Source organism: Streptomyces sp. TLI_171, from assembly GCF_003610255.1.
Lineage (GTDB): Bacteria > Actinomycetota > Actinomycetes > Streptomycetales > Streptomycetaceae > Kitasatospora.
In genome coordinates this window covers 4,537,836-4,560,970 of sequence record NZ_RAPS01000001.1, presented here as the reverse complement: position 1 = coordinate 4,560,970, position 23,135 = coordinate 4,537,836, and the positions used below count along the sequence as shown (strand labels likewise).

Annotated in this window: 19 protein-coding genes and 1 tRNA gene; 4 read left to right on the top strand and 16 right to left on the bottom strand. The window is 74.2% G+C overall.

The features are described from left to right. Window positions 1-36 precede the first annotated feature (36 nt). Window positions 37-531 (top strand): MarR family winged helix-turn-helix transcriptional regulator, encoded by a 495-nt coding sequence (locus BX266_RS20870; protein ID WP_099901989.1) that lies wholly within the window; start codon window positions 37-39, stop codon window positions 529-531. A 42-nt stretch (window positions 532-573) separates the two neighbouring features. On the opposite strand, the gene BX266_RS20865 is transcribed toward BX266_RS20870, so the two are convergent. The 6 genes from BX266_RS20865 to BX266_RS20840 all read right to left on the bottom strand — a co-directional run bounded on the left by BX266_RS20865 (window position 574) and on the right by BX266_RS20840 (window position 5,718). Beyond that, window positions 574-2,115, bottom strand: a complete 1,542-nt coding sequence (locus BX266_RS20865) for a nucleoside-diphosphate sugar epimerase/dehydratase (protein WP_099901987.1) — start codon at window positions 2,113-2,115, stop codon at window positions 574-576. 62 nt (window positions 2,116-2,177) lie between these two features. Continuing rightward, window positions 2,178-3,068 (bottom strand): response regulator transcription factor, encoded by an 891-nt coding sequence (locus tag BX266_RS20860; protein WP_099901985.1) that lies wholly within the window; start codon window positions 3,066-3,068, stop codon window positions 2,178-2,180. Between the two features lie 144 nt (window positions 3,069-3,212). Then, window positions 3,213-4,172, bottom strand: coding sequence for a UDP-glucose 4-epimerase GalE (galE, locus tag BX266_RS20855; protein ID WP_099901983.1), 960 nt, complete (start codon window positions 4,170-4,172; stop codon window positions 3,213-3,215). 69 nt (window positions 4,173-4,241) lie between these two features. Next, window positions 4,242-4,805, bottom strand: coding sequence for a TIGR03086 family metal-binding protein (locus BX266_RS20850; protein WP_099901981.1), 564 nt, complete (start codon window positions 4,803-4,805; stop codon window positions 4,242-4,244). A 56-nt stretch (window positions 4,806-4,861) separates the two neighbouring features. Continuing rightward, window positions 4,862-5,521, bottom strand: a complete 660-nt coding sequence (locus tag BX266_RS20845; protein WP_099901979.1) for a LuxR C-terminal-related transcriptional regulator — start codon at window positions 5,519-5,521, stop codon at window positions 4,862-4,864. A 124-nt stretch (window positions 5,522-5,645) separates the two neighbouring features. Continuing rightward, window positions 5,646-5,718 (bottom strand) — tRNA-Thr (locus tag BX266_RS20840). A 181-nt stretch (window positions 5,719-5,899) separates the two neighbouring features. Here BX266_RS20840 and BX266_RS20835 point away from each other — a divergent pair. After that, on the top strand, window positions 5,900-7,804 hold the full coding sequence (locus BX266_RS20835) for an FUSC family protein (protein ID WP_147437103.1): 1,905 nt from the start codon (window positions 5,900-5,902) through the stop codon (window positions 7,802-7,804). Between the two features lie 7 nt (window positions 7,805-7,811). Here the strand turns inward: BX266_RS20835 and BX266_RS20830 are convergent, their stop codons facing one another. From BX266_RS20830 to rsmI, 8 genes are all read right to left on the bottom strand, one after another. Further along, window positions 7,812-9,623, bottom strand: coding sequence for an ABC-F family ATP-binding cassette domain-containing protein (locus BX266_RS20830; protein WP_099901976.1), 1,812 nt, complete (start codon window positions 9,621-9,623; stop codon window positions 7,812-7,814). A 73-nt stretch (window positions 9,624-9,696) separates the two neighbouring features. After that, on the bottom strand, window positions 9,697-10,683 hold the full coding sequence (locus tag BX266_RS20825; protein WP_099901975.1) for an aldo/keto reductase: 987 nt from the start codon (window positions 10,681-10,683) through the stop codon (window positions 9,697-9,699). A gap of 78 nt (window positions 10,684-10,761) precedes the next feature. Further along, window positions 10,762-11,688 (bottom strand): 4-(cytidine 5'-diphospho)-2-C-methyl-D-erythritol kinase, encoded by a 927-nt coding sequence (locus tag BX266_RS20820; RefSeq protein WP_099901973.1) that lies wholly within the window; start codon window positions 11,686-11,688, stop codon window positions 10,762-10,764. Beyond that, complete coding sequence (gene rsmA, locus BX266_RS20815; protein WP_099901971.1) at window positions 11,688-12,569, bottom strand: 16S rRNA (adenine(1518)-N(6)/adenine(1519)-N(6))-dimethyltransferase RsmA; 882 nt, start codon at window positions 12,567-12,569, stop codon at window positions 11,688-11,690. Before rsmA ends, BX266_RS20820 begins: the two co-directional genes overlap by 1 nt. A gap of 20 nt (window positions 12,570-12,589) precedes the next feature. Further along, window positions 12,590-13,471, bottom strand: coding sequence for a TatD family hydrolase (locus tag BX266_RS20810; RefSeq protein ID WP_099901970.1), 882 nt, complete (start codon window positions 13,469-13,471; stop codon window positions 12,590-12,592). Next, window positions 13,471-15,078 carry a methionine--tRNA ligase gene (gene metG / locus BX266_RS20805; protein WP_099901968.1) on the bottom strand — a complete coding sequence of 536 codons (1,608 nt, stop codon included), beginning with the start codon at window positions 15,076-15,078 and terminating at the stop codon, window positions 13,471-13,473. Before metG ends, BX266_RS20810 begins: the two co-directional genes overlap by 1 nt. A gap of 79 nt (window positions 15,079-15,157) precedes the next feature. Then, on the bottom strand, window positions 15,158-15,577 hold the full coding sequence (locus BX266_RS38755) for a hypothetical protein (RefSeq protein WP_180290558.1): 420 nt from the start codon (window positions 15,575-15,577) through the stop codon (window positions 15,158-15,160). Between the two features lie 196 nt (window positions 15,578-15,773). After that, entirely contained in the window at window positions 15,774-16,619 is an 846-nt protein-coding gene (gene rsmI / locus BX266_RS20795; RefSeq protein WP_099901966.1) for a 16S rRNA (cytidine(1402)-2'-O)-methyltransferase, read from the bottom strand. A 137-nt stretch (window positions 16,620-16,756) separates the two neighbouring features. On the opposite strand from rsmI, the gene BX266_RS20790 reads away from it, so the two are divergent. Both BX266_RS20790 and BX266_RS20785 read left to right on the top strand, forming a co-directional pair. Next, a complete protein-coding gene (locus BX266_RS20790) occupies window positions 16,757-18,553 on the top strand; it encodes a dolichyl-phosphate-mannose--protein mannosyltransferase (protein WP_099901965.1) in 1,797 nt (598 codons plus the stop codon). A 138-nt stretch (window positions 18,554-18,691) separates the two neighbouring features. After that, entirely contained in the window at window positions 18,692-20,392 is a 1,701-nt protein-coding gene (locus tag BX266_RS20785) for a penicillin-binding transpeptidase domain-containing protein (protein WP_099901963.1), read from the top strand. A 9-nt stretch (window positions 20,393-20,401) separates the two neighbouring features. Here the strand turns inward: BX266_RS20785 and BX266_RS38750 are convergent, their stop codons facing one another. Together BX266_RS38750 and BX266_RS20780 are read right to left on the bottom strand one after the other, a co-directional pair. Next, window positions 20,402-21,901, bottom strand: a complete 1,500-nt coding sequence (locus tag BX266_RS38750; RefSeq protein WP_310794796.1) for a N,N-dimethylformamidase beta subunit family domain-containing protein — start codon at window positions 21,899-21,901, stop codon at window positions 20,402-20,404. Next, complete coding sequence (locus BX266_RS20780; protein ID WP_099901960.1) at window positions 21,898-23,130, bottom strand: glycosyltransferase 87 family protein; 1,233 nt, start codon at window positions 23,128-23,130, stop codon at window positions 21,898-21,900. The genes BX266_RS38750 and BX266_RS20780 overlap by 4 nt, the downstream gene beginning before the upstream one ends. Between the last annotated feature and the right edge of the window lie 5 nt (window positions 23,131-23,135).

Genomic DNA, 23,135 nt, shown 5'->3' with positions numbered 1-23,135 from the left:
CTTCACATCGACACATCCCCCGATACACTGATCGTCATGGAGGACGAGGTCGACCGCCTGGTCGCAGCATGGCGCCGAGAGCGCCCCGACCTCGACGTGGAACCCCTCGAGGTCCTCAGCCGGGTCAGCCGACTCGCCCGGCACCTCGACCGTGCCCGCCGCACCGCCTTCGCCGAGCACGGCCTCGAACCCTGGGAGTTCGACGTCCTCACCGCGCTGCGCCGGGCCGGCTCCCCCTACCAGCTCTCCCCCGGCCAGCTCCTCACCCAGACCCTGGTCACCTCCGGCACCATGACCAACCGGATCGACCGCCTCACCACCAAGGGCCTGGTCGTCCGCCTCCCCGACCCCGACGACCGCCGCGGCGTGCTGGTCCGGCTCACCGACGGCGGGCGCGACAAGGCCGACCAGGCACTGGCCGGCCTGCTCGCCCACGAACGCGAGATCCTCGCCCAGCTCGCCCCGGGCCAGCAGACCGAACTCGCCACCCTCCTGCGCCACTTGGTCGCCCCCTTCGACCGCGCCGGGTAGTACGGCCAAGGGCAGCGGCCCCCGGCCGTCCGGTCCTCCGCCTCAGAAGCCGTCCGGGTACGGGGTGGCGAGGGCCGGGGTCCTGGGGCGGGCGGTCTGGTAGCCGGGGAGGAGGGCGGCCAGCCGGTCGCGGACCTCGGGGTCGGCGTTGACGGTGGCGGCGTCGTAGAGGCCGGTGAGGCCCCCGGCCAGGTCCTCGGGGGCGGCGGCGTGGTCCGCGGCGGTGGCGAAGATCCGGGGGTGAGCGGTGGGGAGGCGCTCCTCGGCGTCGGAGAACAGGGCCTCGTTGAGCTTCTCGCCCGCGCGCAGACCGGTGTAGCGGATCTCCACCTCGTCCGCCCCGAGCTGGACCTGTTCGGCGAAGTTGTGCACCAGGTCGACGATCCGGACCGGCTCGCCCATGTCGAGGACGAACACCTCGCCGCCCTCGGCCATCCGCCCGGCTTCCAGGACCAGGCCGACGGCCTCCTCGATGGTCATGAAGAAGCGGGTCACGTCGGGGTGGGTGACCGTCACCGGGCCGCCGCTGCGCAGCTGTTCCTCCAGCACCGACAGCAGCGAGCCGCGCGAGCCGAGCACGTTGCCGAAGCGGACGGCGGCGAAGACGCCGGTGCCGAGGTTGCGGGCGTCCCGGGCGTTGGCCTGGACGATGAGTTCGGCGAGGCGCTTGGAGGCGCCGAGCACGGAGGTCGGGTCGGCGGCCTTGTCGGTCGAGATCAGCACGAAGCGTTCGACGCCGGTGGCGAGCGCGGCCTCGACCAGGTGGTCGGTGCCGAGCACGTTCGACTTGACGGCCTCGCTGGGGTGGCGTTCCAGCAGCGGGAGGTGCTTGTGCGCGGCGGCGTGGAAGACCACGTCGGGGCGCAGGTCGCGGAAGATCTGCTGGATCCGCGGGCGGTCCCGGATGTCGGCGATCACCAGGGACTCGTCGATGAGCAGCGCCTCGCCCCAGATGTCGAGCTGCAGGCGGTGCAGGTTGGACTCGTCGTGGTCGAGCATGTAGAGCGCCGCGGGCCCGAACGCCTGTACCTGGCGGCAGAGTTCGCTGCCGATGGAGCCGCCGGCGCCGGTCACCAGGACCCGGCGGCCCTCGATGACGGTGCGGACGTCCGGGGAGACCACGTGGACCTCGTGCCGGCCGATCAGCCGGTTGACGTCGAGGGTGCGCATGTCTGAGCCGACCACTTCGCGGCGCAGCGCGGAGAGGAAGGAGGGCAGGTAGCGGACGGCGGCGCCGGCTGCCGCGGCGGCGGTGGCGAGTTCCCGGACCCGCTGGTGCGGGAGACCGGGGATGGCGAGCACGACGACCTGGGCGTCGTGGGCCAGGGCGAGGTCGGTGAGGTCGGCGAGCGGGCCGAGGACCGGGCTGCCGGAGACCTCCCGGCCGGCCTTCCCCGGGTCGTCGTCGAGCACCCCGACCGGGGTGAGCCCGAACTCCGGGGTCCGGCCCAGGTCGCGGACCAGGGCGGTCCCGGCGGCGCCGGCTCCGACGACCAGGGTGCGCAGGCCGGTCGAGCCGGCCCGCTGGGCGGGCAATCGGGTGCTGGACGCCTGCGGGCGTGCGACAGTGCGGTTCGGCGACATCTGTCCTCCGGTCTCCCTGACTCGACTCACGGAGTGGAACGTGCGGGGAAGGCGCGGCTCGGTCAGCCCGCGCCGGGGCCTGCGGTAGAGGCGACGGTCGGCGGGGGGACGGGGACGGGCACGGCCGGCGGCCCGGGCGGTTCGGAGGGGGCGATCCCGGCCCGGCGGGCGACCGCGACCGCCGCGAGCGTGGAGTGCACCCCCAACTTGCCCAGGACGTTCTGCATGTGGGTGCGGACGGTGTGCGGGGAGAGGAACAGCCGCTCGGCGACGGCCTGCCGGCCGAGGCCGGCGACCATGCAGCGCAGCACCTCCTCCTCGCGGGGGGTGAGCGCGGCGACCAGGCGCTCGCTCTCCGAGCGGTCCCGGCGGGCCGACGTCAGCTCGCGGACCACGCCGGTCAGCAGGGCGGGCGGCAGGTGGGTCTCCTCGCGCAGCACTCCGCGGATCACGGCCATCAGCGCGCCGAGCGAACTCTCGCGCGCCACCCAGCCGTTGGCCCCCGCCTGCAGGGCGCGGACGGCGCGCTGCGGATCGTCCGCGGCGGCCAGCAGGACGGCGCGCAGCTCCGGATGGGCCCGGCGGACCCGGCCGACCAGGGCGATGCCGTCGGACAGCGGGCGTGCGCCGTCCGCCTGATGGTGCGTCAGCGGACCTGCGGCGGTGCGTGGTTGGGCGAGGACCGGGGTTCCCGCCGAGGTCGCGGCCGGAGTGCGCCGGGGCGCCGGGACGGCGGTGGCGGCGCGGCCGGGCGGCTGCACGCCGAGGTCCGCGTCGACCAGCACCACGTCGTACGGGCGGCGTTCGGCCACCGCCCGCTCCAACGCGCGTTCGGCCGCCGCCGCGCTGCCCGCCGCCCCGACGTCCACATCGGGCTCGGCGGCCAGCGCCGTCGCGAGTGCCTCGGCGAAGATCCGGTGGCCGTCGACCACCAGGACGCGAATCCGCCCCATCGTCCTTGCCCCCCTGCTCGTGGCCCGACCCCCACCGGTGCCTCACTCAGCCTACGGGCGGACGCCCGGGCGGCGTGGGGATTTGGTGAAGTTCCTGTACACAGGGACTTCGCGGGTCGGGGTCGGGTACGGGGGGTGGGCCGGTCAGGCGCGGTGGGCGAGGGTGAACTCCCAGGCGTCGGCGACGATCCGGTCGAGTTCGGGGCGCTTGGGCTCCCAGCCGAGGGCCTCGCGGGCGCGGTCGGCGGCGGCGACCAGGACCGCGGGGTCGCCCGGGCGGCGGTCGGCGATCTGCACCGGGATCTCCCGGCCGGTGACCCGCTTCACGGACTCGATCACCTCGCGCACCGAGAAGCCGGTGCCGTTGCCGAGGTTGCAGATCAGGTGCTCGCCGGGCTTCGCGGCGCTCAGCGCCAGCAGGTGCGCCTCGGCCAGGTCGGCGATGTGGATGTAGTCGCGGATGCAGGTGCCGTCCGGGGTCGGGTAGTCCTCGCCGAACACCGCGATGTGCGGGCGCTGCCCGAGCGCGGCCTGGAACACCAGCGGGATCAGGTGCGACTCCGGGTCGTGGCGCTCGCCGTAACGGCCGTACGCCCCGGCCACGTTGAAGTAGCGCAGGCTCACCGCGGCCAGCCCGTGCGCGATCGCCTCCGAGGTGATCAGGTGGTCCACCGCCAGCTTGGTGGACCCGTAGGCGCTGGTCGGCGCCGTCCGGGCGGTCTCCTTGATCGGCACCTCCTCCGGCTCCCCGTACACCGCGGCCGTCGAGGAGAACACCAGCGTGCCGACCCCCGCCTTGCGCATCGCCGTCACCAGTTCGAGCGAACCCGCCACGTTGTTGCGCCAGTACTTCTCCGGGTCCGCCACCGACTCGCCGACCTGCGAGGACGCCGCGAAGTGCAGCACCCCCTCGTACGAGGAGTCGAGCACCTCCGCCGCGTCCTGGATCCGGCCCCGCACGAACTCCGCACCGTCCGGCACACCCACCGCGAACCCGGTCGACAGGTCGTCCAGCACCGTGACCCGGTGACCGGCCTCCAACAGGTGCGCCGCCACCACGCTTCCCACGTAGCCGGCCCCGCCTGTGACCAGATACTTGCTCATGCCCTCGACCTCCGCGACATTCCGGGTGTTCCTCGCTCCGGAGCATAGGCCACCCGTCCGAACCGCCGGTCAGGCCGTCCAGCCGGCGTCCCGGCCGCTCAGCGCCAGCAGCGCCTCGAACGGGTCGTCCCCGGCGTAGTCCACCGGCTCCCCGAACACGCCCGTCTTCCGGGCGTTCGGCGCGAGGTCCGCCACCAGGGGCCCGAGCGCCGCGACCGCCTCCGGGGCCGGCTCGTACGGCAGGCCCGCCGCCCGGGCCAGGTCCCAGCCGTGCACCGTGAGGTCCAGCAGCGCCATCCCGCCGACCGTCCCGGCCGGCATCCCCATCGCCCCCGCCACGCCCTGGTCCGCGCCCGGCTCGCCCCACGCGGCCACCAGCTTCGCCGTCTCCGCCGCGAACCGCGCCCGCCAGTCGCCGGTCAGCTCCGGCGCGGCCTGCGACCAGTCGGTGTCGCCCTTCGCCGCCAGCACCTGGAAGTTCTGCACCACCTGGAGCAGGTGCCGGGTCAACTCGCGCACGTCGTACCCCTCGCACGGCGTCGGGCCGGTCAGGGCCTCGTCCGGCAGGGCCCGGACCACCGGCACCGTCCGGTCGGCGGCCGCCTGCAGCAGGGTGCTGATCTGTGTCGTCATGCCCGTGACCCTACCTCCGCCGCCCCGCTCCGCCCGGTAGCGAACGGCCGTGCGTGTCACGCCAGTTGGTCGAGCAGCCCGGTCCGGGCGGCGAGCGCCGCGGCCTCCAGCCGGGACCGTGCCCCGAGCTTGGTGAGCACCCGCTGCACGTGGGTGCGGGCCGTGGACGGGGCGATCCGCATCGCGGTGGCGATCGCCGCGGTGTCCTCCCCCTCCGCGATCCGGGCCAGCACCTGCACCTCCCGCCGGGTCAGCAGCCGCAGCAGCCGCACCGCCTCGTCGTCCGGCTCCGCCACCGGCCACAGCAGTTGCTCGAACGCGGCCCGCAGCACCTCGACCGCGACCGCCGCCTCCCCCGCCCGCACCCGGGCGATCGCCCGGTCCACCACGTCGATCCGCTCGTCGCTGCGCACGTAGCCGGCCGCTCCCGCCGCGAACGCCGCCGCCACCCGGGCCGGCGCGCCCAACGGGCCCAGCACCACGACCGCGATCTCCGGCCGCTCCCGGCGCAGCCGCCGCAGCGGCTCGAACGGATCGTCCGGCCCGTCCGCGGTCCCCAGCAGGCACACCTCGGGACGGCGCCCGGCCACCAGGTCCAGCACCGCCCCGCACGGCGCGCCGACGCCCAGCACCCGGTGGCCCCGCTGCTGCAGGGCGGCGCCGAGGGCTTCGGCCATCAGCCGGTGGTCGTCCGCCACCACGAGCCGCGCGCTCATCCCGCCACCTCCCCCGGTCGGGCCGACAGACGCACCATCACAGCGCATCCGCGCCCGCCCCGCCAGAGGACCTCCCCCGGAGAACGCGAAAGGCCCCGCCTGCCGGCGGGGCCTTCTCGATCTGAGCCCCCATGCGGAATCGAACCGCAGACCTTCTCCTTACCATGGAGACGCTCTACCGACTGAGCTATAGGGGCTTGTTGCTCCGGGCACCTCTCGGCTCCCCTTGCGACGAGGAAGACATTACATGCTCGGCCGACCCGTTGGGAAATCCACTCCGGCCAGGTCGGAGGGCTAAACTGCCCGAGAAGACCCGTTCTGCCGTGCAATGTCGCCCAGCAGCCGCGAACCTCCCGTGCAGCGAAGGCGCGTGATCCTGTGTCAGCCCCCGGCCGCAGTCGTGCTTCCGGCGATGCCGCGTGGTGGGCGTTGGCGCTGCGGCCGACCAGACCGGCGGTGCCGTGGGTGCTGATGGTGCGGGCGGCGGTGGGAATGGCGGTGCCGCTGCTGGCGGGGCTGCTGTTCGGCCGGCTGGACCTGGGGGTGTTCGCGGGGCTCGGGGCGATGCACGCCACCATGAACGACCGGGTGGAGCCGCTGCGGCTGCGGGCGCCGCGGATCGCGCTGGCGCTGGCCGCCTCCACCGCCGGGATGCTGATCGGGGCGGGCCTGCAGCACCGCGGCGCGGGCGGACTGACGATCGGGGTGGCGCTGACCGCGGTCGGCTTCGCGGGCGGCGCGCTCTCCGCGACCGGCCCGCGCGGCTCGGCGGCCGGCATGCTGCTGCTGGTGTCGGCCTCGCTCGGCGGCGGGATGGCGCTCCCCCACCCGTGGTGGGCGGCGCCCGCGATGCTGCCGTGCGGTGCGGCGCTGGTGCTGCTGCTGGGCCTGCGCTACCGCACCCGGGTGCGCACCGACCCCCGCACCCGGGCGCTCGCGGACGTCTACCTCGCGCTCGGCGGGATGCTCGCCGCGCTCGGCACCGCGGACGGCGCGGCGGCCCGCCGGGTGCTCACCGGCCGGCTCAACCAGATGCAGGACCTGCTGCCGCCGCCCCGCCCGGGCCGGGCCGAGTCGGAGCGGCTGCGGTGGCTGCGCCGCAGCTACGAGGCGGCGCTCGGCGCGACCGAGGCCGCGGCCGGGCTGCTCTGGGCCTGGCGGCCGGTCCCGCCCGAGGTGGCGGCGCTGCCCGCGGCGCTGGCCCGGCAGATCACCGGCGGCCCCGAGCCCGGCTACCCCGACTGGCGTCCCGACACCCCGTCCCGGACCGCCTTCGACACCGCGCTGCGGGCGGCCGCCGACACCGTCGCGGGCCGCTGGGCGCCGCTGGACACCGCCGCCCCTCCCCCGCCGGACCCGTGGCGGCTGCGGGTCCGGCTGCTGTCGCACGGCTCGGTGCGCTACGGCCTGCGGGTCGCGCTGTGCGTCGCGGTGGCCGAGGCGGTGGTCAACGGCCTGACGCTGAGCCGTAGTTACTGGGTGCCGATGACGGTGGCGTTCGTCCTGAAGCCGGACCTCGGCTCGGTGTTCCAGCGGGCGGTCAGCCGCGCCCTGGGCACGGTGCTGGGCATCGCGCTGACCGCGGTGCTGCTGGCGGCGACCACGAACTCCTGGGCGCTGTCGGTGACCGTCTCGCTGTGCGTGGCGCTGCTGCCGTACTCGACGGCCGCCCACTACGGGCTGAACACCGCCGTGATGACCCCGGTCGCGCTGCTCCTGGTGCAGCTGGGCGGCGAGAGCGGCGCCGCCGAGTTCTGGCCCCGGGTCCTGGACACCGCGCTGGCCAGCGCGATCGTGCTGGTCTTCGGCTACCTGCTGTGGCCCGAGCGGCCGCCGCACCGGATCGAGCCCAGGATCGTCACCGCCGCCGCCACCCTCCGCGCGTACCTGGCCTCGGTGGTGCGCGCCGAGCCGGTCGCCGAGGTGTGGCTGCGGCGCACCGCCTACCGGGCGCTGGCCGACGCCCGGCAGCAGGTGGACCTGGGCCTGGCCGAGCCGCCCCCGGCCGGGCGGCTCGCCGAGCAGTGGCTGCCCGCCACCGCCGCGCTGGAGCGGCTGTCCGGCGCGGTCGCCGCGTACGCCGCCCAGCTCCGGTACGGCGGGCGGGCGCCCGAGCCGGCCGTGATCGAACGGGTGCTGGCCTCGCTGGACCGCCTCACCGCGGCCGCCCGCGCCCACCGGCCGCCGGCCGGGCGCCCCGACCGGCCGACCGGCCCGCACGACCCGACCCGCAGCGCGCTGGCCCGGGCCGCCGAGGAGCTGGACCGGCTGCTCGACGGCTGAGCGGCCGTCAGACCTGCTCGGCCAGCTCCAGCCAGGAGAGCTCCAGCTCCTCCTTGTCCTCGCGGACCTTGCGCAGCTGCGCGTCCAGCTCGGCGACCTTGGAGAAGTTCGCGGCGTGCTCGGCCAGTTGGGCGTGCAGCTTGGACTCCTGCTGGTCCAGCTTGGCGATCTGCCGCTCCAGCTTCTGCATCTCCTTCTTCGCGGCCCGCAGGTCGCCCGCCGACAGGCCGGTCGTCTCCGCGGCGGCCGGGACCTGGGCGGCGGCGGCCTGGGCGGCGGCCTCCGCCATCGCGGTGCGGCGCTCCAGGTACTCGTCGACGCCGTTCGGCAGCATCCGCATCCGGCGGTCGCCGAGCAGCGCGTAGCAGGTGTCGGTGGTCCGCTCGATGAAGAACCGGTCGTGGCTGATCACGACCATCGAGCCCGGCCAGCCGTCGAGCACGTCCTCCAGCTGGTTCAGGGTCTCGATGTCGAGGTCGTTGGTGGGCTCGTCGAGGAACAGCACGTTGGGCTCGTCCATCAGCAGCCGGAGCAGCTGCAGGCGGCGGCGCTCGCCGCCGGACAGGTCGCCGACCGGGGTCCACTGCTTGTCCTTGCCGAACCCGAACTGCTCGCACAGCTGGCCGGCGCTCATCTCCCGGCCCTTGCCGAGGTCGACCCGGCCGCGGACCTGCTCGACGGCCTGCAGCACCCGGGTGGTCGGATCCAGCTCCGCCACCTCCTGCGACAGGTACGCCAGCCGGACGGTCTTGCCGACCTTGATCACGCCACCGGCCGGCTGCACGTCGCCGTCGGTCGCGTACGCCGCCTGCATGGCCCGCAGCAGCGAGGTCTTGCCCGCGCCGTTCACGCCCAGCAGGCCGATCCGGTCGCCCGGGCCGAGCTGCCAGGTCAGGCGCTCCAGCAGCAGCTTCTCGCCGGCCTTGACGGTGACGTCCTCCAGGTCGAAGACGGTGCGGCCCAGGCGGGCGTTGGCGAACTTCATCAGCTCGGACTTGTCGCGCGGCTCCGGCACGTCCGCGATCAGCGCGTTCGCCGCCTCGATCCGGTAGCGCGGCTTGGAGGTGCGGGCCGGGGCGCCGCGGCGCAGCCAGGCCAGCTCCTTGCGGGCCAGGTTCTGGCGCTTCTGCTCCTCCGTCGCCTCGATCCGGGAGCGCTCGGCGCGGGCGAACACGTAGTCCGAGTAGCCGCCCTCGTACTCCCGCACCTCGCCGCGCTGCACGTCCCACATCCGGGTGCAGACCTGGTCCAGGAACCACCGGTCGTGGGTGACGCAGACCAGTGCGGAGCGGCGGGCCTGGAGGTGCTTCGCCAGCCAGGCGATGCCCTCCACGTCCAGGTGGTTGGTGGGCTCGTCCAGCACCACGAGGTCCCACTCGCCGAGCAGCAGCTTGGCCAGCGCGATCCGGCGGCGCTCGCCGCCGGACAGCGGGCCGATCACGGTGTCCAGGCCGTTCGCGAAGCCCGGCAGGTCGAGGCCGCCGAACAGGCCCTGGATGATGTCGCGGATCCGGGCGTCGCCCAGCCACTCGTGGTCGGCGCGGCCGGCGATCACCTCGTGCCGGATGGTCGCCGCCGGGTCCAGCGAGTCGTGCTGGGTCAGGACGGCCATCTGCAGCCCGCCGGAGTGGGTGATCCGCCCGGTGTCCGGCTCCTCCAGCTTCGCCAGCATCCGGATCAGCGTCGTCTTGCCGTCACCGTTGCGGCCCACCACACCGATCCGGTCGCCCTCGCTGACGCCGAGGCTCACCCCGTCCAGCAGGGCCCTGGTGCCGTACACCTTGGTGACGGACTCGATGGTGGCGAGGTTGACGGCCACGAAGCTGCACTCCTGAGGAAGGGGCTGTAACGCACCCAGCCTAGTGCGGTGAGCGGACCGCCCGGGTTCCGCCTTACCTGGCGGTGTCCAGCAGGAACCGCTGATCGGCCGTCAGTTCCAGGTCCAGGGCGGCCAGGCTCTCGTTCAGCTGGGCCACCGAGGAGGCGCCGACCAGCGGGACGGTCGGGAGGTCGCCGCCGAGCAGCCAGGCGAGGACGACCTGGTTGCGGGTGGCGCCGGTCTGCTTCGCGACGGTGTCGAGTGCGGCGAGGCGGGCCGGGGTGCCGGCGTGGTCGAAGGACGGGCCGAGGGGCTTGTCCGCGCGGACGTAGCCGCCGCCGAGCAGCGGGGAGTACGCGACCAGGGTGAGCTCGGGGCTCTCCTTCAGGTAGGTGATCAGGTCGCCCTGGACGGCGGCCTGGTCGCCGTCCTGGTTGAGCAGGCCGGGCCAGTCGCCGCGGCGGCGCAGGTAGGTGTGGCCGTACTGGAGGACCTCGTAGCCGGGCAGGCCCGCCGCGGCCGCGATGTTGCGGGCCCGCTCGACCCGCCAGGACCAGTGGTTGGAGACGCCGAGCAGGCCGACCGTGCCCTCGTTGACCAGTTCGCCGAAGGCGTGGACGGTCTCGGCGAGCGGCACCTCGGTGTCCTCGATGTGCGCGTACAGCAGGTCGAGCTTGTCCACGCCGAGGCGCTTGCGGCTGGCTTCCGAGGAGCTGCGGATGACCTTGGCGGACAGGCCCTCGCCGTTCTCGATGAAGCCGGTGCCGGGGGCCTTGGGGCGGGCGCCGAGCTTGGTGGCGATCACCACCTCGTCGGTGATGCCGCGGCTGGCCCGCCAGCGGCCGATGACCTCTTCGCTGATGCCGCCCTGGCTGTCGTCCTGCCAGTAGGCGTAGTTGTTGGCGGTGTCGATGAAGGTGCCGCCCGCCTCGACGTAGCGGTCGAGGACGGCGAAGGAGGTGGCTTCGTCGGTGAGCGTGCCGAACAGCATCGCGCCGAGGCTGAGCACGCTGACCTCGCGTCGGGTGCGCGGGTCGGTTCCGATGGTGCGCTTGCGCATGGCCGGGTTCCCCTCGTTTCCGTGGCCCGCCCGGTGCGGGCCACGGGAGAGAGTCTGGAACCCGGAGCGCGCTCCAGGTCAAGCGGAGGTCTGGACCACCTGAGCGCCGGGCACCGGGCCGTGGGTGGCGTGCGCGGTGCGGCAGGTGCCGGAGGCGCGCAGTGCGGTGGCGATGTGGGCGGCGGCTTCGGCGTCCTTGGCGAGGAACGCGCAGGTCGGGCCGGAGCCGGAGACCAGCGCGGCGAGCGCGCCCGCCTCGGTGCCGGCGTGCAGCGTGTCGGCGAGCGAGGGGCGCAGCGAGACGGCGGCGGCCTGCAGGTCGTTGCTGAGCGCGGCGGCGAGCGCGACGGGGTCGCCCTCTGCGAGGGCGGCGAGCAGCGCCGGGTCGGCGTCGGGAGTGGGGACCTCCTGCACGGTGGCGCCGCTGCCGGAGTCCGCGCGGATCCGGTCGCACTCGCGGAACACCGCGGGGGTGGAGAGTCCGCCGTCGGCGACCGCGAACACCCAGTGGAAGGTGCCGGAGACGGGCAGCGCCTCCAGGATCTCGCCCCGGCCGCGGCCCAGCGCGACGCCGCCGAGCAGCGCGAACGGGACGTCGGAGCCGAGTTCGGCGGCGAGTTCGAGCAGGGTGTCGAACGGAGTGTCCAGGGCCCACAGGACGTCGCAGGCGAGCAGCGCGGCGGCGCCGTCGGCGCTGCCGCCGGCCATGCCGCCGGCGACCGGGATGGCCTTGTCGATGTGCAGGTGGACGCCGGGGTCGGCGAGGCCGTGGTGGGCGGCGAGCAGGCGGGCCGCGCGGGCGGCGAGGTTGCTGTCGTCGAGCGGGACGGCGGCCGCGTCGGACCCGGTGCAGGAGAGCGTGACGCCCTCGCCGGGGGTCGCGGTGACCTGGTCGCCGAGGGCGACCGCGAAGAAGACGTTCGCCAGGTCGTGGTAGCCGTCGGGGCGGACCCCGCCGACGCCGAGCTGGACGTTGACCTTGGCGGGCACCCGGACGGTGACCATCACTGCTCCTCGGGCTCGGGCTTGTGCTCGGCGATCGCCGCGAACTGTTCCACCGTCAGCATCTCGCCGCGCAGCGTGTGGTCGATGCCGGCGCCCCGCAGCGCCTGCTCGGCGGCGGCGGGCGAGCCGGCCCAGCCCGCCAGCGCGGCGCGCAGGGTCTTGCGGCGCTGGGCGAACGCGGCGTCGACGACGGCGAACACCTCGCGGCGGGTGGCGGTGGTGGCCGGCGGGTCCCGGCGGATCAGCGAGACCAGGCCGGAGTCGACGTTCGGCGCGGGCCAGAAGACGTTGCGTCCGATCGCGCCGGCCCGCTTCACGTCCGCGTACCAGTTGGCCTTCACGGAGGGCACGCCGTACACCTTGTTGCCGGGCTTGGCGGCGAGCCGGTCGGCGACCTCGCTCTGCACCATCACCAGGGTGCGCTCGATGCTCGGGAAGGTCTCCAGCATGTGCAGCAGCACCGGGACGGCGACGTTGTAGGGCAGGTTGGCCACCAGTGCGGTCGGCGCCGGGCCGGGCAGTTCGGTGACGTCCATGGCGTCGCTGAGCACCAGGTCGAAGCGGTCGGCCCGGCCGGGCATCCGGCCCTTGACGGTGTCCGGCAGGTGGCGGGCCAGCAGCGGGTCGATCTCCACCGCCGTGACGTGCCGCGCCACCTCCAGCAGGGCCAGCGTCAGCGACCCGAGCCCGGGCCCGACCTCGACCACCGCGTCCTGTTCCGTCACCCCCGCCGCCCGGACGATCCGCCGGACGGTGTTCCCGTCGATGACGAAGTTCTGCCCGCGCTGCTTGGTCGGCTTCACGCCGAACGCCTCGGCCAGCGCGCGGATGTCGGCAGCCCCCAGCAGGTGGCCGTCGGAGGTGGGTTCGGTGGTGCTCACCCGGCAAGGATACGGGCCGATCACCAGCCGAAGGCGCGTGCCGTGTTGGCGGCGATCGCGGTGGCGAGCTCGTCCTCGTGGAGGTCGAGGTGGGCGGCCATGGCGCGGAGGGTGACCGGGATCAGGTACGGGGCGTTGGGGCGGCCGCGGTAGGGGTGGGGGGTGAGGAAGGGGGCGTCGGTCTCGATCAGGACGCGGTCGAGGGGGGTGGCGGTGAGCGCTTCGCGCAGGGCGTGGTTGGCCTTGTAGGTGACGGGGCCGGCGAAGGAGAGGTACCAGCCGTGTTCGGCGCAGGTCTTGGCCATCGCGGCGTCGCCGGAGTAGCAGTGGAAGACGGTGCGTTCGGGGGCGCCTTCTTCGAGCAGCAGCGCGATGACGTCCTCGTGGGCGTCGCGGTCGTGGATGACCAGGGCCTTGCCGTGCCGCTTGGCGATCTCGATGTGCCGGCGGAAGGACTCCTTCTGCAGGTCGACGCCCTCGGGGCCGGTGCGGAAGTAGTCGAGTCCGGTCTCGCCGACGGCGAGGACCTGCGGAAGGGCGGCGAGGCGGTCGATCTCGGCGAGTGCCTCGTCGAGCGCGCTCTGCCCGCCGGGGCGGCGGTGCTGACCGGACCAGCCGTCGGGGTCGCCGAGGAAGATCCGCGGGGCCTCGTTGGGGTGCAGGGCGACGGCGGCGTGCACCTGCTCGAACTCGGCGGCGAGGTCGGCGGCCCAGCGCGAGCCGGGGAGGTCGCAGCCGACCTGGACGACGGTGGTGACGCCGACGGCGGCGGCCCGGGCCAGTCCCTCGGCGGGGGTGCCGGACTGCATGTCGAGGTGGGTGTGCGAGTCGGCGACGGGGACGGCCAGCGGCTCGGGGAGCGGCGGCGGGGTGGACCGGTCGTCGTTCTTCTTGCCGGCCATCAGGAGGCTGCCTTCTCTTCGAGTCGGGGGAACAGGACGTCGCCCTTGGTGACGGTGGCGCCGGCGGGGAGGCGTCCCCAGTCGGCGGCGGTGGCGAGGCGCTGCTCGGCGAGCGGGCCGAGCAGGGCCGGCGCGCCGAGCGAGTCCCAGAGCTTGCCGGCGGCGGCCGGCATCACCGGGTTGAGCAGGACCGCGAGGGCCCGCAGCGATTCGGCGGCGGTGTACAGGACGGTGGCGAGGCGGTCCTGTCCGTCGGGGGACTTGGCGACCTTCCAGGGTTCCTGCTCGGTGAGGTAGCCGTTGACCAGTTTGACGAACTCGAAGATCGCGGCGAGGCCGCCCGCGAAGTCGAGTTCCTCGCCGATCTTCCGGTCGGCATCGGCGACGGCCCGGCCGAGCCCGTCGACGACGGCCTGTTCGGCGGGGCCGGAGGCGGTGGCGGTGGCGGCGGGCAGCAGCCCGTCGTGGTACTTGCCGATCATGGCGGCGACCCGGGAGGCCAGGTTGCCGAAGTCGTTGGCGAGTTCGGAGGTGTAGCGGGCGGTGAAGTCCTCCCAGGAGAAGGACCCGTCGGTGCCGAACGGGATGGCCCGCAGGAAGTAGTAGCGGTACGCGTCGACGCCGAAGTGCGAGGTCAGGTCGGTGGGCGCGATGCCGGTGAGGTTGGACTTGGACATCTTCTCGCCGCCGACCATCAGCCAGCCGTTGGCGACCACCCGCTTGGGCAGCGGCAGTCCGGCGGCCATCAGCATGGCGGGCCAGATGACGGCGTGGAAGCGCAGGATGTCCTTGCCGACCAGGTGCACGGAGGCGGGCCAGAGGCGGGCGAAGCGCTCCGGGTCGGCGCCGTACCCGGCGGCGGTCAGGTAGTTCTGCAGGGCGTCCACCCACACGTACAGGACGTGCTTGTCGTCCCACGGCAGGGGGATGCCCCAGTCGAAGGTGGAGCGGGAGATCGACAGGTCCTTGAGGTCCTGCTCGACGAAGCGCAGCACCTCGTTGCGGGCGGCGGCGGGCTGGATGAAGTCCGGGTGGGCGGCGTAGAACTCCAGCAGCTTCGGCCCGTAGGCGGAGAGCCGGAAGAAGTAGTTCTCCTCCTCCAGCCATTCGACGGGGCGCTTGTGGACGGGGCAGAGCTTCTCGTCCGCGGTGGCGCCGGGCAGCAGCTCGCCGGGGAGCTTGTACTCCTCGCAGCCGACGCAGTAGGGGCCGGTGTAGCTGCCCCGGTAGATCTCGCCCTTGTCGTACAGGCCCTGGACGAACTCCCGCACCCGGTCGGTGTGGCGGGCCTCGGTGGTGCGGATGAAGTCGTCGTTGGCGATCTGCAGGTGCTGCCAGAGCGGCTTCCAGGCCTCTTCCACCAGGCGGTCGCACCACTCCTGCGGGGTGACGCCGTTGGCCTCGGCGGTGCGCAGGATCTTCTGGCCGTGCTCGTCGGTGCCGGTGAGGAAGTGGACGTCCTCGCCGCGCTGGCGGTGCCACCTGGTCAGCACGTCCCCCGCGACGGTGGTGTACGCGTGGCCGAGGTGCGGCCGGTCGTTCACGTAGTAGATCGGGGTGGTGACGTAGTACGCGCCGGTGCTGCTGTGGTCTTCCAAGGCCGCCATACCCCCGGATCCTAGTCGGGCGCGGGGTCCGGCCAGGACCGTGCGGACGGTCCCGGACCGGCCCCGCGGCCGGTGGGGTTCAGGCGGTGCGGCGGGAGCGGAACGGCCAGTGCCGCTTGCGTTCCGCGCGCAGCCCGGGGGGCTCCGGCGGGCCCTCCGGTTCGGCGGTCGGCGCGTAGCCGGGCGCCATCTGGGCGGCCATGCCGGCCACCCGGCCGGCGCGCATGATCCGGACGCGTTCGCCGCCGCAGCCCGGGCAGACCAGTTCGCGCAGCGGCGAGGGCACCCGGACGCCGTTCGCCTTGTACTCGACCACGGTGCGGCCGTCCCGGCCGACGTGGTGCTCGATGTCGTACGCCTGCTCCCAGCCGTAGCCGCAGTTGAGGCAGGCGAAGGAGTACGCCTCGCGGACCGTCTCCACGGCGGTGCGCGGACGACTGGTCACGCCGAGACCGCTGGGTGCTCCGCCGTTCCGGGGGCTGTCGATCGTGTCGCTCATGCGCCACCTCGCTTCGTTCGGAGCCCGCCGCCGGACCCTGCGGGCCCGGTGCGGGTCTTTCCATCCCAGGGAATGCCCGGGAGGCTCCGTCCGATGCCCGGCTTGCCAAGTCTTGGTCCCGAATTGGCCCTCCGCTGGGGTGCTCATTCCAACGTACGCGCGATTCCGGCCACAGGCACGCACCCGATCGGGCCGGTCAGGGCGCGTGCTTGGCGGCCACCACGGCGTCGAACACGACCGACTTGCGCAGGCCCCGTTCGGCGGCGACCGCGGCGATCGCCTCCTTGCGGCGCTCCCCCGCCTCCTCGCGGACGGCGACCAGGCGGGCCAGCTCGGCGGGTCCGACCTCCTCGGGGGCGGCGGGCGGGGCGCCGGCCACCACCACGGTGATCTCGCCGCGGACGCCTTCGGCGGCCCAGGCGGCGAGTTCGGCGAGCGGGCCGCGCCTGACCTCCTCGTAGGTCTTGGTGAGTTCGCGGCAGACCGCGGCGGGGCGGTCGGCGCCGAACGCCCCGGCCATCGCGGCGAGGGTCTCGGCGATCCGGTGCGGGGCCTCGAAGAACACCATGGTGCGCGGCTCGGCGGCGACCTGGGCGAGCTGCCGGGCGCGGTCGCCGGCCTTGCGGGGCAGGAAGCCCTCGAAGGTGAACCGGTCGACGGGCAGCGCGGACAGCGCCAGCGCGGTCAGCACCGCGGACGGGCCGGGCACCGCGGTCACCTTGATCCCGGCGGCGACGGCGGCGTCCACCAGCCGGTAGCCGGGGTCGGAGACCGAGGGCATGCCGGCGTCGGTGACCAGCAGCACCCGGGAGCCGTCCTGCAGCGCGGCGACGAGTTCGGGGGTGCGGCCGACCTCGTTGCCCTCGAAGTACGACACCACCCGGCCCGCCGGGACCACGCCCAGCGCCTGGGTCAGCCGGCGCAGCCGCCGGGTGTCCTCGGCCGCGATCACGTCCGCCTCGGCGAGTTCGGCGCGCAGCCGGGGCGGCGCGTCCTCGACGTCGCCGATGGGGGTACCTGCCAGTACGAGAACACCAGTCACGGCACCATCCTCCCCTACCGGAAGGGGTCCCCGGCAGGACGGACGCGCCCCCGCCCCGGACCGGGCCGACAGGTGCCCCTTGTGACTTCAGCCATTGCCCCTACGATGTGGCCGTGAACGGCGACATGGAGAGTGGTATGGACCACCCCGAGCGGGGCGGCGTGACCGTGCTGGAATCGGCCGATCCGGCCGCCGTTCCGGTGCCGCGCGCGGAGCCCGAACCGGCCTCCCGATGGGCCCGCGCACTGGCCGGTGTCGGCTACCGGGCGCCGCAACGCGCGCCGCTGGACGAGCAGTTGGTCCCGCCGATGCCCGACGGCCCGGGCGTCACCCCGCGGTCCGCGGCGGCCTCCCCCGTGCTCGCCCGGCTCGGCCTGCGGCTGCCCGACCCGCTCTGGTCCTGGCTGTGCCGCTGGTCCGGCTGGCTCGGCCCGCTGGCGGTCGCGCTGTTCGCCGGAGTGCTGCGCTTCGCCAACCTCGGCAACCCGCACGCCCTGATCTTCGACGAGACGTACTACGCCAAGGACGCGTACGCGCTCTGGCAGCTCGGCTACGAGAGCAACTGGTCGGACGACGCCAACGGGCTGATCACCGCGCCGAACCCGAGCGTCCCGCTGCGCACCGACGCGGCGTACGTGGTCCACCCGCCGGTCGGCAAGTGGATCATCGGACTGGGCGAGCAGCTGTTCCACATGACGCCGTTCGGCTGGCGCTTCATGATGGCCGTGCTCGGCACCCTGTCGGTGCTGATGATGGCCAGGATCGGCCGCCGGCTGTTCCGCTCCACCCTGCTGGGGTGCGTGGCCGGCCTGCTGCTGTCGGTGGACGGGCTGCACTTCGTGCTCAGCCGCACCGCGATCCTCGACCTGATCGTGATGTTCTGGTTCCTGGCCGCGTTCGGGCTGCTGCTGATCGACCGGGACAGGAGCCGGGCCCGGATCGCCGAACGGATCGAGCAGGGCCTCGGCGGCGGATGGTGGGTCCTCGGCTGGCGGCCCTACCGGCTGGCCGCGGGCGTCTGCCTGGGCCTGATGATGGGCACCAAGTGGAGCGGCGGCCCGGCGATCCTGGCGTTCGTGCTGCTCACCGCGGTCTGGGACTCCTCGGCCCGCCGCCTGGCCGGCCGGGCCCGCGGTCCGGTTCCGGCGGGCGGCGCCGGCGGTCCGCGCAGCGTGCTGGCGAACCTGTGGGACGTCTTCTGGTCCGGGCTGACCATCGGGCTGACCGCGCTGGGCACCTACCTGGTGACCTGGAGCGGCTGGATCTTCTCCTCCACCGAGCCCGGCAAGGGCGGCTACTTCCGCGACTGGGCGCTGCACAACCCGAGCGACCAGGGCTGGATCCCAGACTGGGTGCGCAGCCTGTGGCACTACCACCACGAGGTCTGGGAGTTCCACACCCACCTGCACAGCCCGCACACCTACCAGTCGAACCCGTGGTCCTGGCTGGTGCTGGGCCGACCGGTGTCGTTCTTCTACGAGTCGCCGAAGAACGGCCAGGCGGGCTGCACCACCTCCGAGTGCGCCCGCGAGGTGCTGGCGATCGGCACCCCGTTCCTGTGGTGGGCGGGCATCGCCGCGGTGCTGTTCTGCCTGTACCGCTGGCTGATGCGCCGCGACTGGCGGGCCGGGGCGATCCTGTGCGGCGTGGCCGCCGGCTACCTGCCCTGGTTCATGTACCAGGAGCGGACCATCTTCCTGTTCTACGCGGTCTGCTTCGTCCCGTTCCTGGTGCTGGCGGTGACCATGATGATCGGGGCGATGCTCGGCCCGGCCGACGCCTCGCCGGACCGCAGGCTGGCCGGCGCGACCGGCGCGGGCCTGCTGGTCGCCGCGGTCATGTGGAACTTCCTCTACTTCTTCCCGCTGTACACCGGCCAGACCATCCCGATGGAGGACTGGCGGGCCCGGATGTGGCTCAGCAGCTGGATCTGACGCCGCCGCGCCACACCCGCTGACGTGTACCGGATCTGTCACAAAGCCCCGGCGTGTCGTGAGTGCACGGATGGTGTCTGCCTATGGTGTCGTGGCCGCTGATTCCCGACGGCCACGACACCTCATGGGGGACTCGACGTGAACAAGGGCGCGAAGATCGGCATCGCCGCGGTCGCCGCGGTCATGCTCGCCGCCGGCGGCTACGGGGCGTACGCCCTGGTGTCCGGTGACGGCTCCGGCAAGGCCGAGGCGGCCAAGCCGCGCACCGTGGTCGCCGAGCCCCCCACCCCCGAGCTCGCCGCGTCCGGGGCCAAGGCCTTCCTGGACGCCTGGGCGAAGGGCGACCTGTTCACCGCCGCCAAGCTCACCGACGACCCCGACAAGGCGCAGGCCGCACTGCAGGCGTTCCAGGACAAGGTGAAGCCCAGCGCCGTCCACCTGACCGCGGGCGGCCCGACCACCGCGCCGACGCCGACGGCGGCGAAGTCCTCGGCCGCGGCGAGCCCGTCCGCGTCGGCGACCGCCTCCGGGGCCGCGGACGCCGCGCCGACCGGGGTGCTGGAGAGCTTCAAGGCTTCGCTGGAGTTCGCCGAGACCGGCCTCCCGTGGAACTACGACGGCGTGCTCGGCGTGGTCAAGATGAGCGACGGCACGGCCGCCGTGCACTGGGCGCCGACGGTGATCCACCCCAAGCTGAAGGCCGGTCAGAGCCTCGCGGTGAAGCCGGTGTACGCCTCCCCGTCGACGGTCACGGACCGCAACAACAAGCCGCTCGCGAGCTACCCGTCGCTGACCGGCCTGCTCAACCAGTTGAAGGCGGCGGCCCCGCAGGGCGGCGACCCGGCGACCGCCGGCAGCGGCGTGGTGATCAGCAGCGACGCGGGCAGCGGCACGCCCGAGAAGCTGTTCACCATCAAGGAGCCGAAGCCGGTCCCGAACCTGAAGCTGACCCTGGACGCCCCGCTGCAGGCGGCCGCCGAGAGCGCGGTCGCCGCCCAGGGCAAGCCGGCCTCGCTGGTCGCCATCGAGCCCAGCACGGGCAACATCCTGGCGTTCGCGTTCTCTCCGTCGAACGGCCAGAACCGGGCCTTCTCCGGGGCCACCGCGCCCGGCTCCACCATGAAGATCCTCACCGCGACGGCGCTGATGGAGGCCGGGGTCACGCCGACCACCTCGATGCCCTGCCCCGAGTCCTCCATGGTCACCGGCAAGGCGATCAAGAACGACGAGCCGGGCGCGTTCCCCAACTACACGCTGACCGACGCGTTCGTGCACTCCTGCAACACCTCCTTCCTGGAGAAGGGCAAGGACGTCCTCAAGCCGGGTTCGCTGCCCGCGCTCGCCAAGGACGTGTTCGGGCTGGGCCTGGTCTGGAAGACCGGCCTGTCGAACTTCGACACCGACATCCCGACCGAGGGCAACATGGCCGGCGCGGCCAGCGAGTTCATCGGCCAGGGCAAGGTGCGCACCAACCCGCTGGCGATGGCCTCGGTCGCCGCGACCGTGCAGTCCGGGGTGTTCCGGCAGCCGATCCTGGTGCCCGGCATGGACCAGGTGAAGGCGGCCCGGACGCTCGCGCCGCAGGTGCTCACCGATCTGCGCTCGCTGATGGTGAAGACCGTCCAGTCGGGCACCGCCGCCGCGGTCCGGCCGGCCCTGCCGGGCGGCTCGGGTGCGAAGACCGGCACCGCCGAGGTCGACAGCAGCCCGGACCCGAACTCCTGGTTCACCGCCTACTCGGGCAACCTGGCGGTCGCCGCCGAGGTGCAGGGCGGCGGCCACGGCGCGGACGCCGCGGGCCCCGCGGTGTCCAAGGTGCTGCAGGTGGGCAACAAGTAGGCCCCGGGCTCAGCCGGTTGCCGAGAACCTACGCAGCAGGTTCTCGGTGACCTTGCGGGTGAAGTCGCCGGCCCGGCCGTCGATGCCGTGGATCGCGGTGCCGCCGGCCGGGCCGGTGGCGTCCAGCGACTCGACCCAGCGCATGGTGCCGGTGGCGAGGACCAGTGCGCCGCTGCCCGCGGTGTACAGCGCGGTGTCGGCGTAGGAGTGCCGGCCTTCGCACACCACCGGGGAGTGGGCGAGCAGTTCGATGCCCGCGGGGGTGGGGAAGGACGGGTCGACGCGGTCGTACTCGACGCCGACCAGGTGCGGGAAGCTGTCGCCCGTCGCGGCGCCGGTGCCGGCCAGCAGCCAGTGGCCGGGGTTGGTGACCACGTAGGGCGCGTCGACGGGGTAGCCGTCGTAGACCACGCCGAGCAGCGAGGACTCCGGGTCGGCGCCGGGCGGGGAGCGGAAGTCGGTGGTGGCGGGGTGGCCCGCCCGGTAGCCCGGGTCGTCCTTCCAGGCGCCCTTCCAGCAGACCACCGTGCGGTCGGCCCCGGTCGGCGAGGGTTCGTACCGCACGCGCCGGTAGCAGCAGTTGGCGCCGAGGAAGGCCAGGTGGGTGCCGGCGTCGCGGGCGGCCGTGACGTGGGCGCGCTGCTCGGGCGACCAGTACTCGTCGTGGCCGGGCGAGAGGACCGCCCGGGCGCCGTGCAGCAGCGCGGGGTCGGCGGCCAGGTCGATGCCGGTGGCGTAGGAGAGCGGGATGCCGAGCCGCTCGGCGAGCGCGATCAGCGGGGCCTCGTAGACCAGGAAGAGCCCGGCGCCGTCGTCGTACTGGTAGGGGCGGTCGAAGCTGACGGCCAGTGAGCGGGTGGGCAGCCCGCCGGTGGGGCCGTTGTACAGGTTGTAGCCGCCCCACTCGTTGTAGGCCTGCCAGGTGGCGACGGCGTTGACCAGCACGGTGGTCCCGGCGGTGCCGCGCGAACGGATCGTCAGCGGGACGTAGCGCTGTCCGGCGCCGCCGTCGGCGTCCAGCCGGAGCAGGTAGCAGCCCTCGGGCCAGCCGGTGGTGTCGACGGTGGTGGTGCGGGGCCAGGCGGTGCTGACCGTGCGGGTGGTCCGGTCGACGGTGAACGGCGGCTGCTGGGTGCCGGGCAGCGGGCCGGACTTCCAGACCTGGCGGCCGCGGGCGCCGCCGTACCAGCCCATCCGGTAGGCGGTGACGGTGAAGCCGGGGGCGGTGGTGGAGACGTGCAGGCCGACCTGTTCGCCGGGCAGGGCGCTGGTCCGGTCGGCCCAGCCCTCGACGACGCGGGCCGGGCCGGCGTTGGTGATCCGCCAGTCGGCGTTGCCCGGGCGGGCGTTCTCGGCGGCGGTGGCGGAGGGCTCGGGGCTCGGCGGGGCGGCCGGTGCGGTGGGGGCCGCGGCGCCGGTACCCCGGCCGGGCCCGCAGGCGGTGAGTCCGGCGGCCGCGCCCGCGGCCAGTCCGAGGAAGCGGCGTCGTCCGGTGGCGCCCAAGGTCACTCCCGTGTTCGAGCGGTGTTCCCGGACACCATAGGCACTGCCTCCGGCTGACGGTGCGTCGGCTGCCGCCGCCGGGCCGGAACCGGCCGTCCGGACGCGGTGGCCAGCCGCGGCCAGATCACCAGGACCGCGGGCAGCGCCAGGTAGCCGAACCGCCCGGCGGGGGCCAGCGCGAACGCCACCGTCAGCCCGGCGGCCAGCAGGTCGCAGCCGGCGACCGCCCCGGTCGGCGGGTGGGCCAGCAGCCACAGGGCGACGGCCAGGCCGCCGGCGCAGAGCAGGGTCAGCGACAGGGTGTGGCCCAGCGGCCCGAGGCCGGCCAGCACCCGGCCGGGCAGCGGGCTGCCCGCGGGCGTCCGCACGGCGGTCAGGCCCAGCGGGAACCGCACCACCTGCTGGTACATCTCGCGGGCGTGGCCGAGCAGGAACGGGGCGAGCGCGGCGCCGCCGGCGGTGACCGCCAGCAGGCCCGCGCGCAGCGCCGGGAGCGGGCCGCGCCGCTGGTGCAGCAGCAGCACGGCCACCGGCAGGGCGGGCCAGGCCGTCCACTTGAGGGTGCAGGCCAGCGCCAGCACCAGCCCGGTCCGGACGGGGTGGCCGCGGTCGGCGAGCGCCATCGCCAGGCAGCACACCCCAATCAGCGGCAGGTCGACGCCGCCGACCACCAGGGTCAGCGCGATCAGCGGCGAGACCGTCAGCACCGTCAGCGGCAGCACCGCTCCGCGGCCCGGCCGACGGCGCAGCAGCTGCCACCCCGTCAGCAGGCAGGCCAGGAACGCCGCCGCGAACCAGAGCCGGCAGTCCCCGAGCAGCCGGGCGGCCGGCCCGGCGTCGCCGAGCAGCGCCCTGGGCAGTCCGAACACCGCCATCACCGGCAGGTACGGGTTGTAGTCGACGACGTGCACGGGGTCGGGCAGGTACGGGCTGCCGGTGTGCAGGAGCAGCCGGGCGGAGCGCTCCACCACCGTCACCTCGGACTGGTGACGGCCCGTCAGGGTGAAGGCGGCCAGTGGCAGCAGCACCGCGCCGAGCGCCGCGGCCGCCCCGGCCGCCCGGGGGCCGGTCCGGCCCGGCAGGGCCGCGCAGAGCGCCGCCGCGAGCAGGTACCCGGGCGCGGCGAACCGGCCCCACGCGGCCTGGTTCGGCAGGTCCGAGAGCAGCGGGAACGCGCCCGCCCAGCCTGCCGCGGCCAGCCACCCGAGCGCCAGCACCCGCGGTCGGCACACCATGCTCG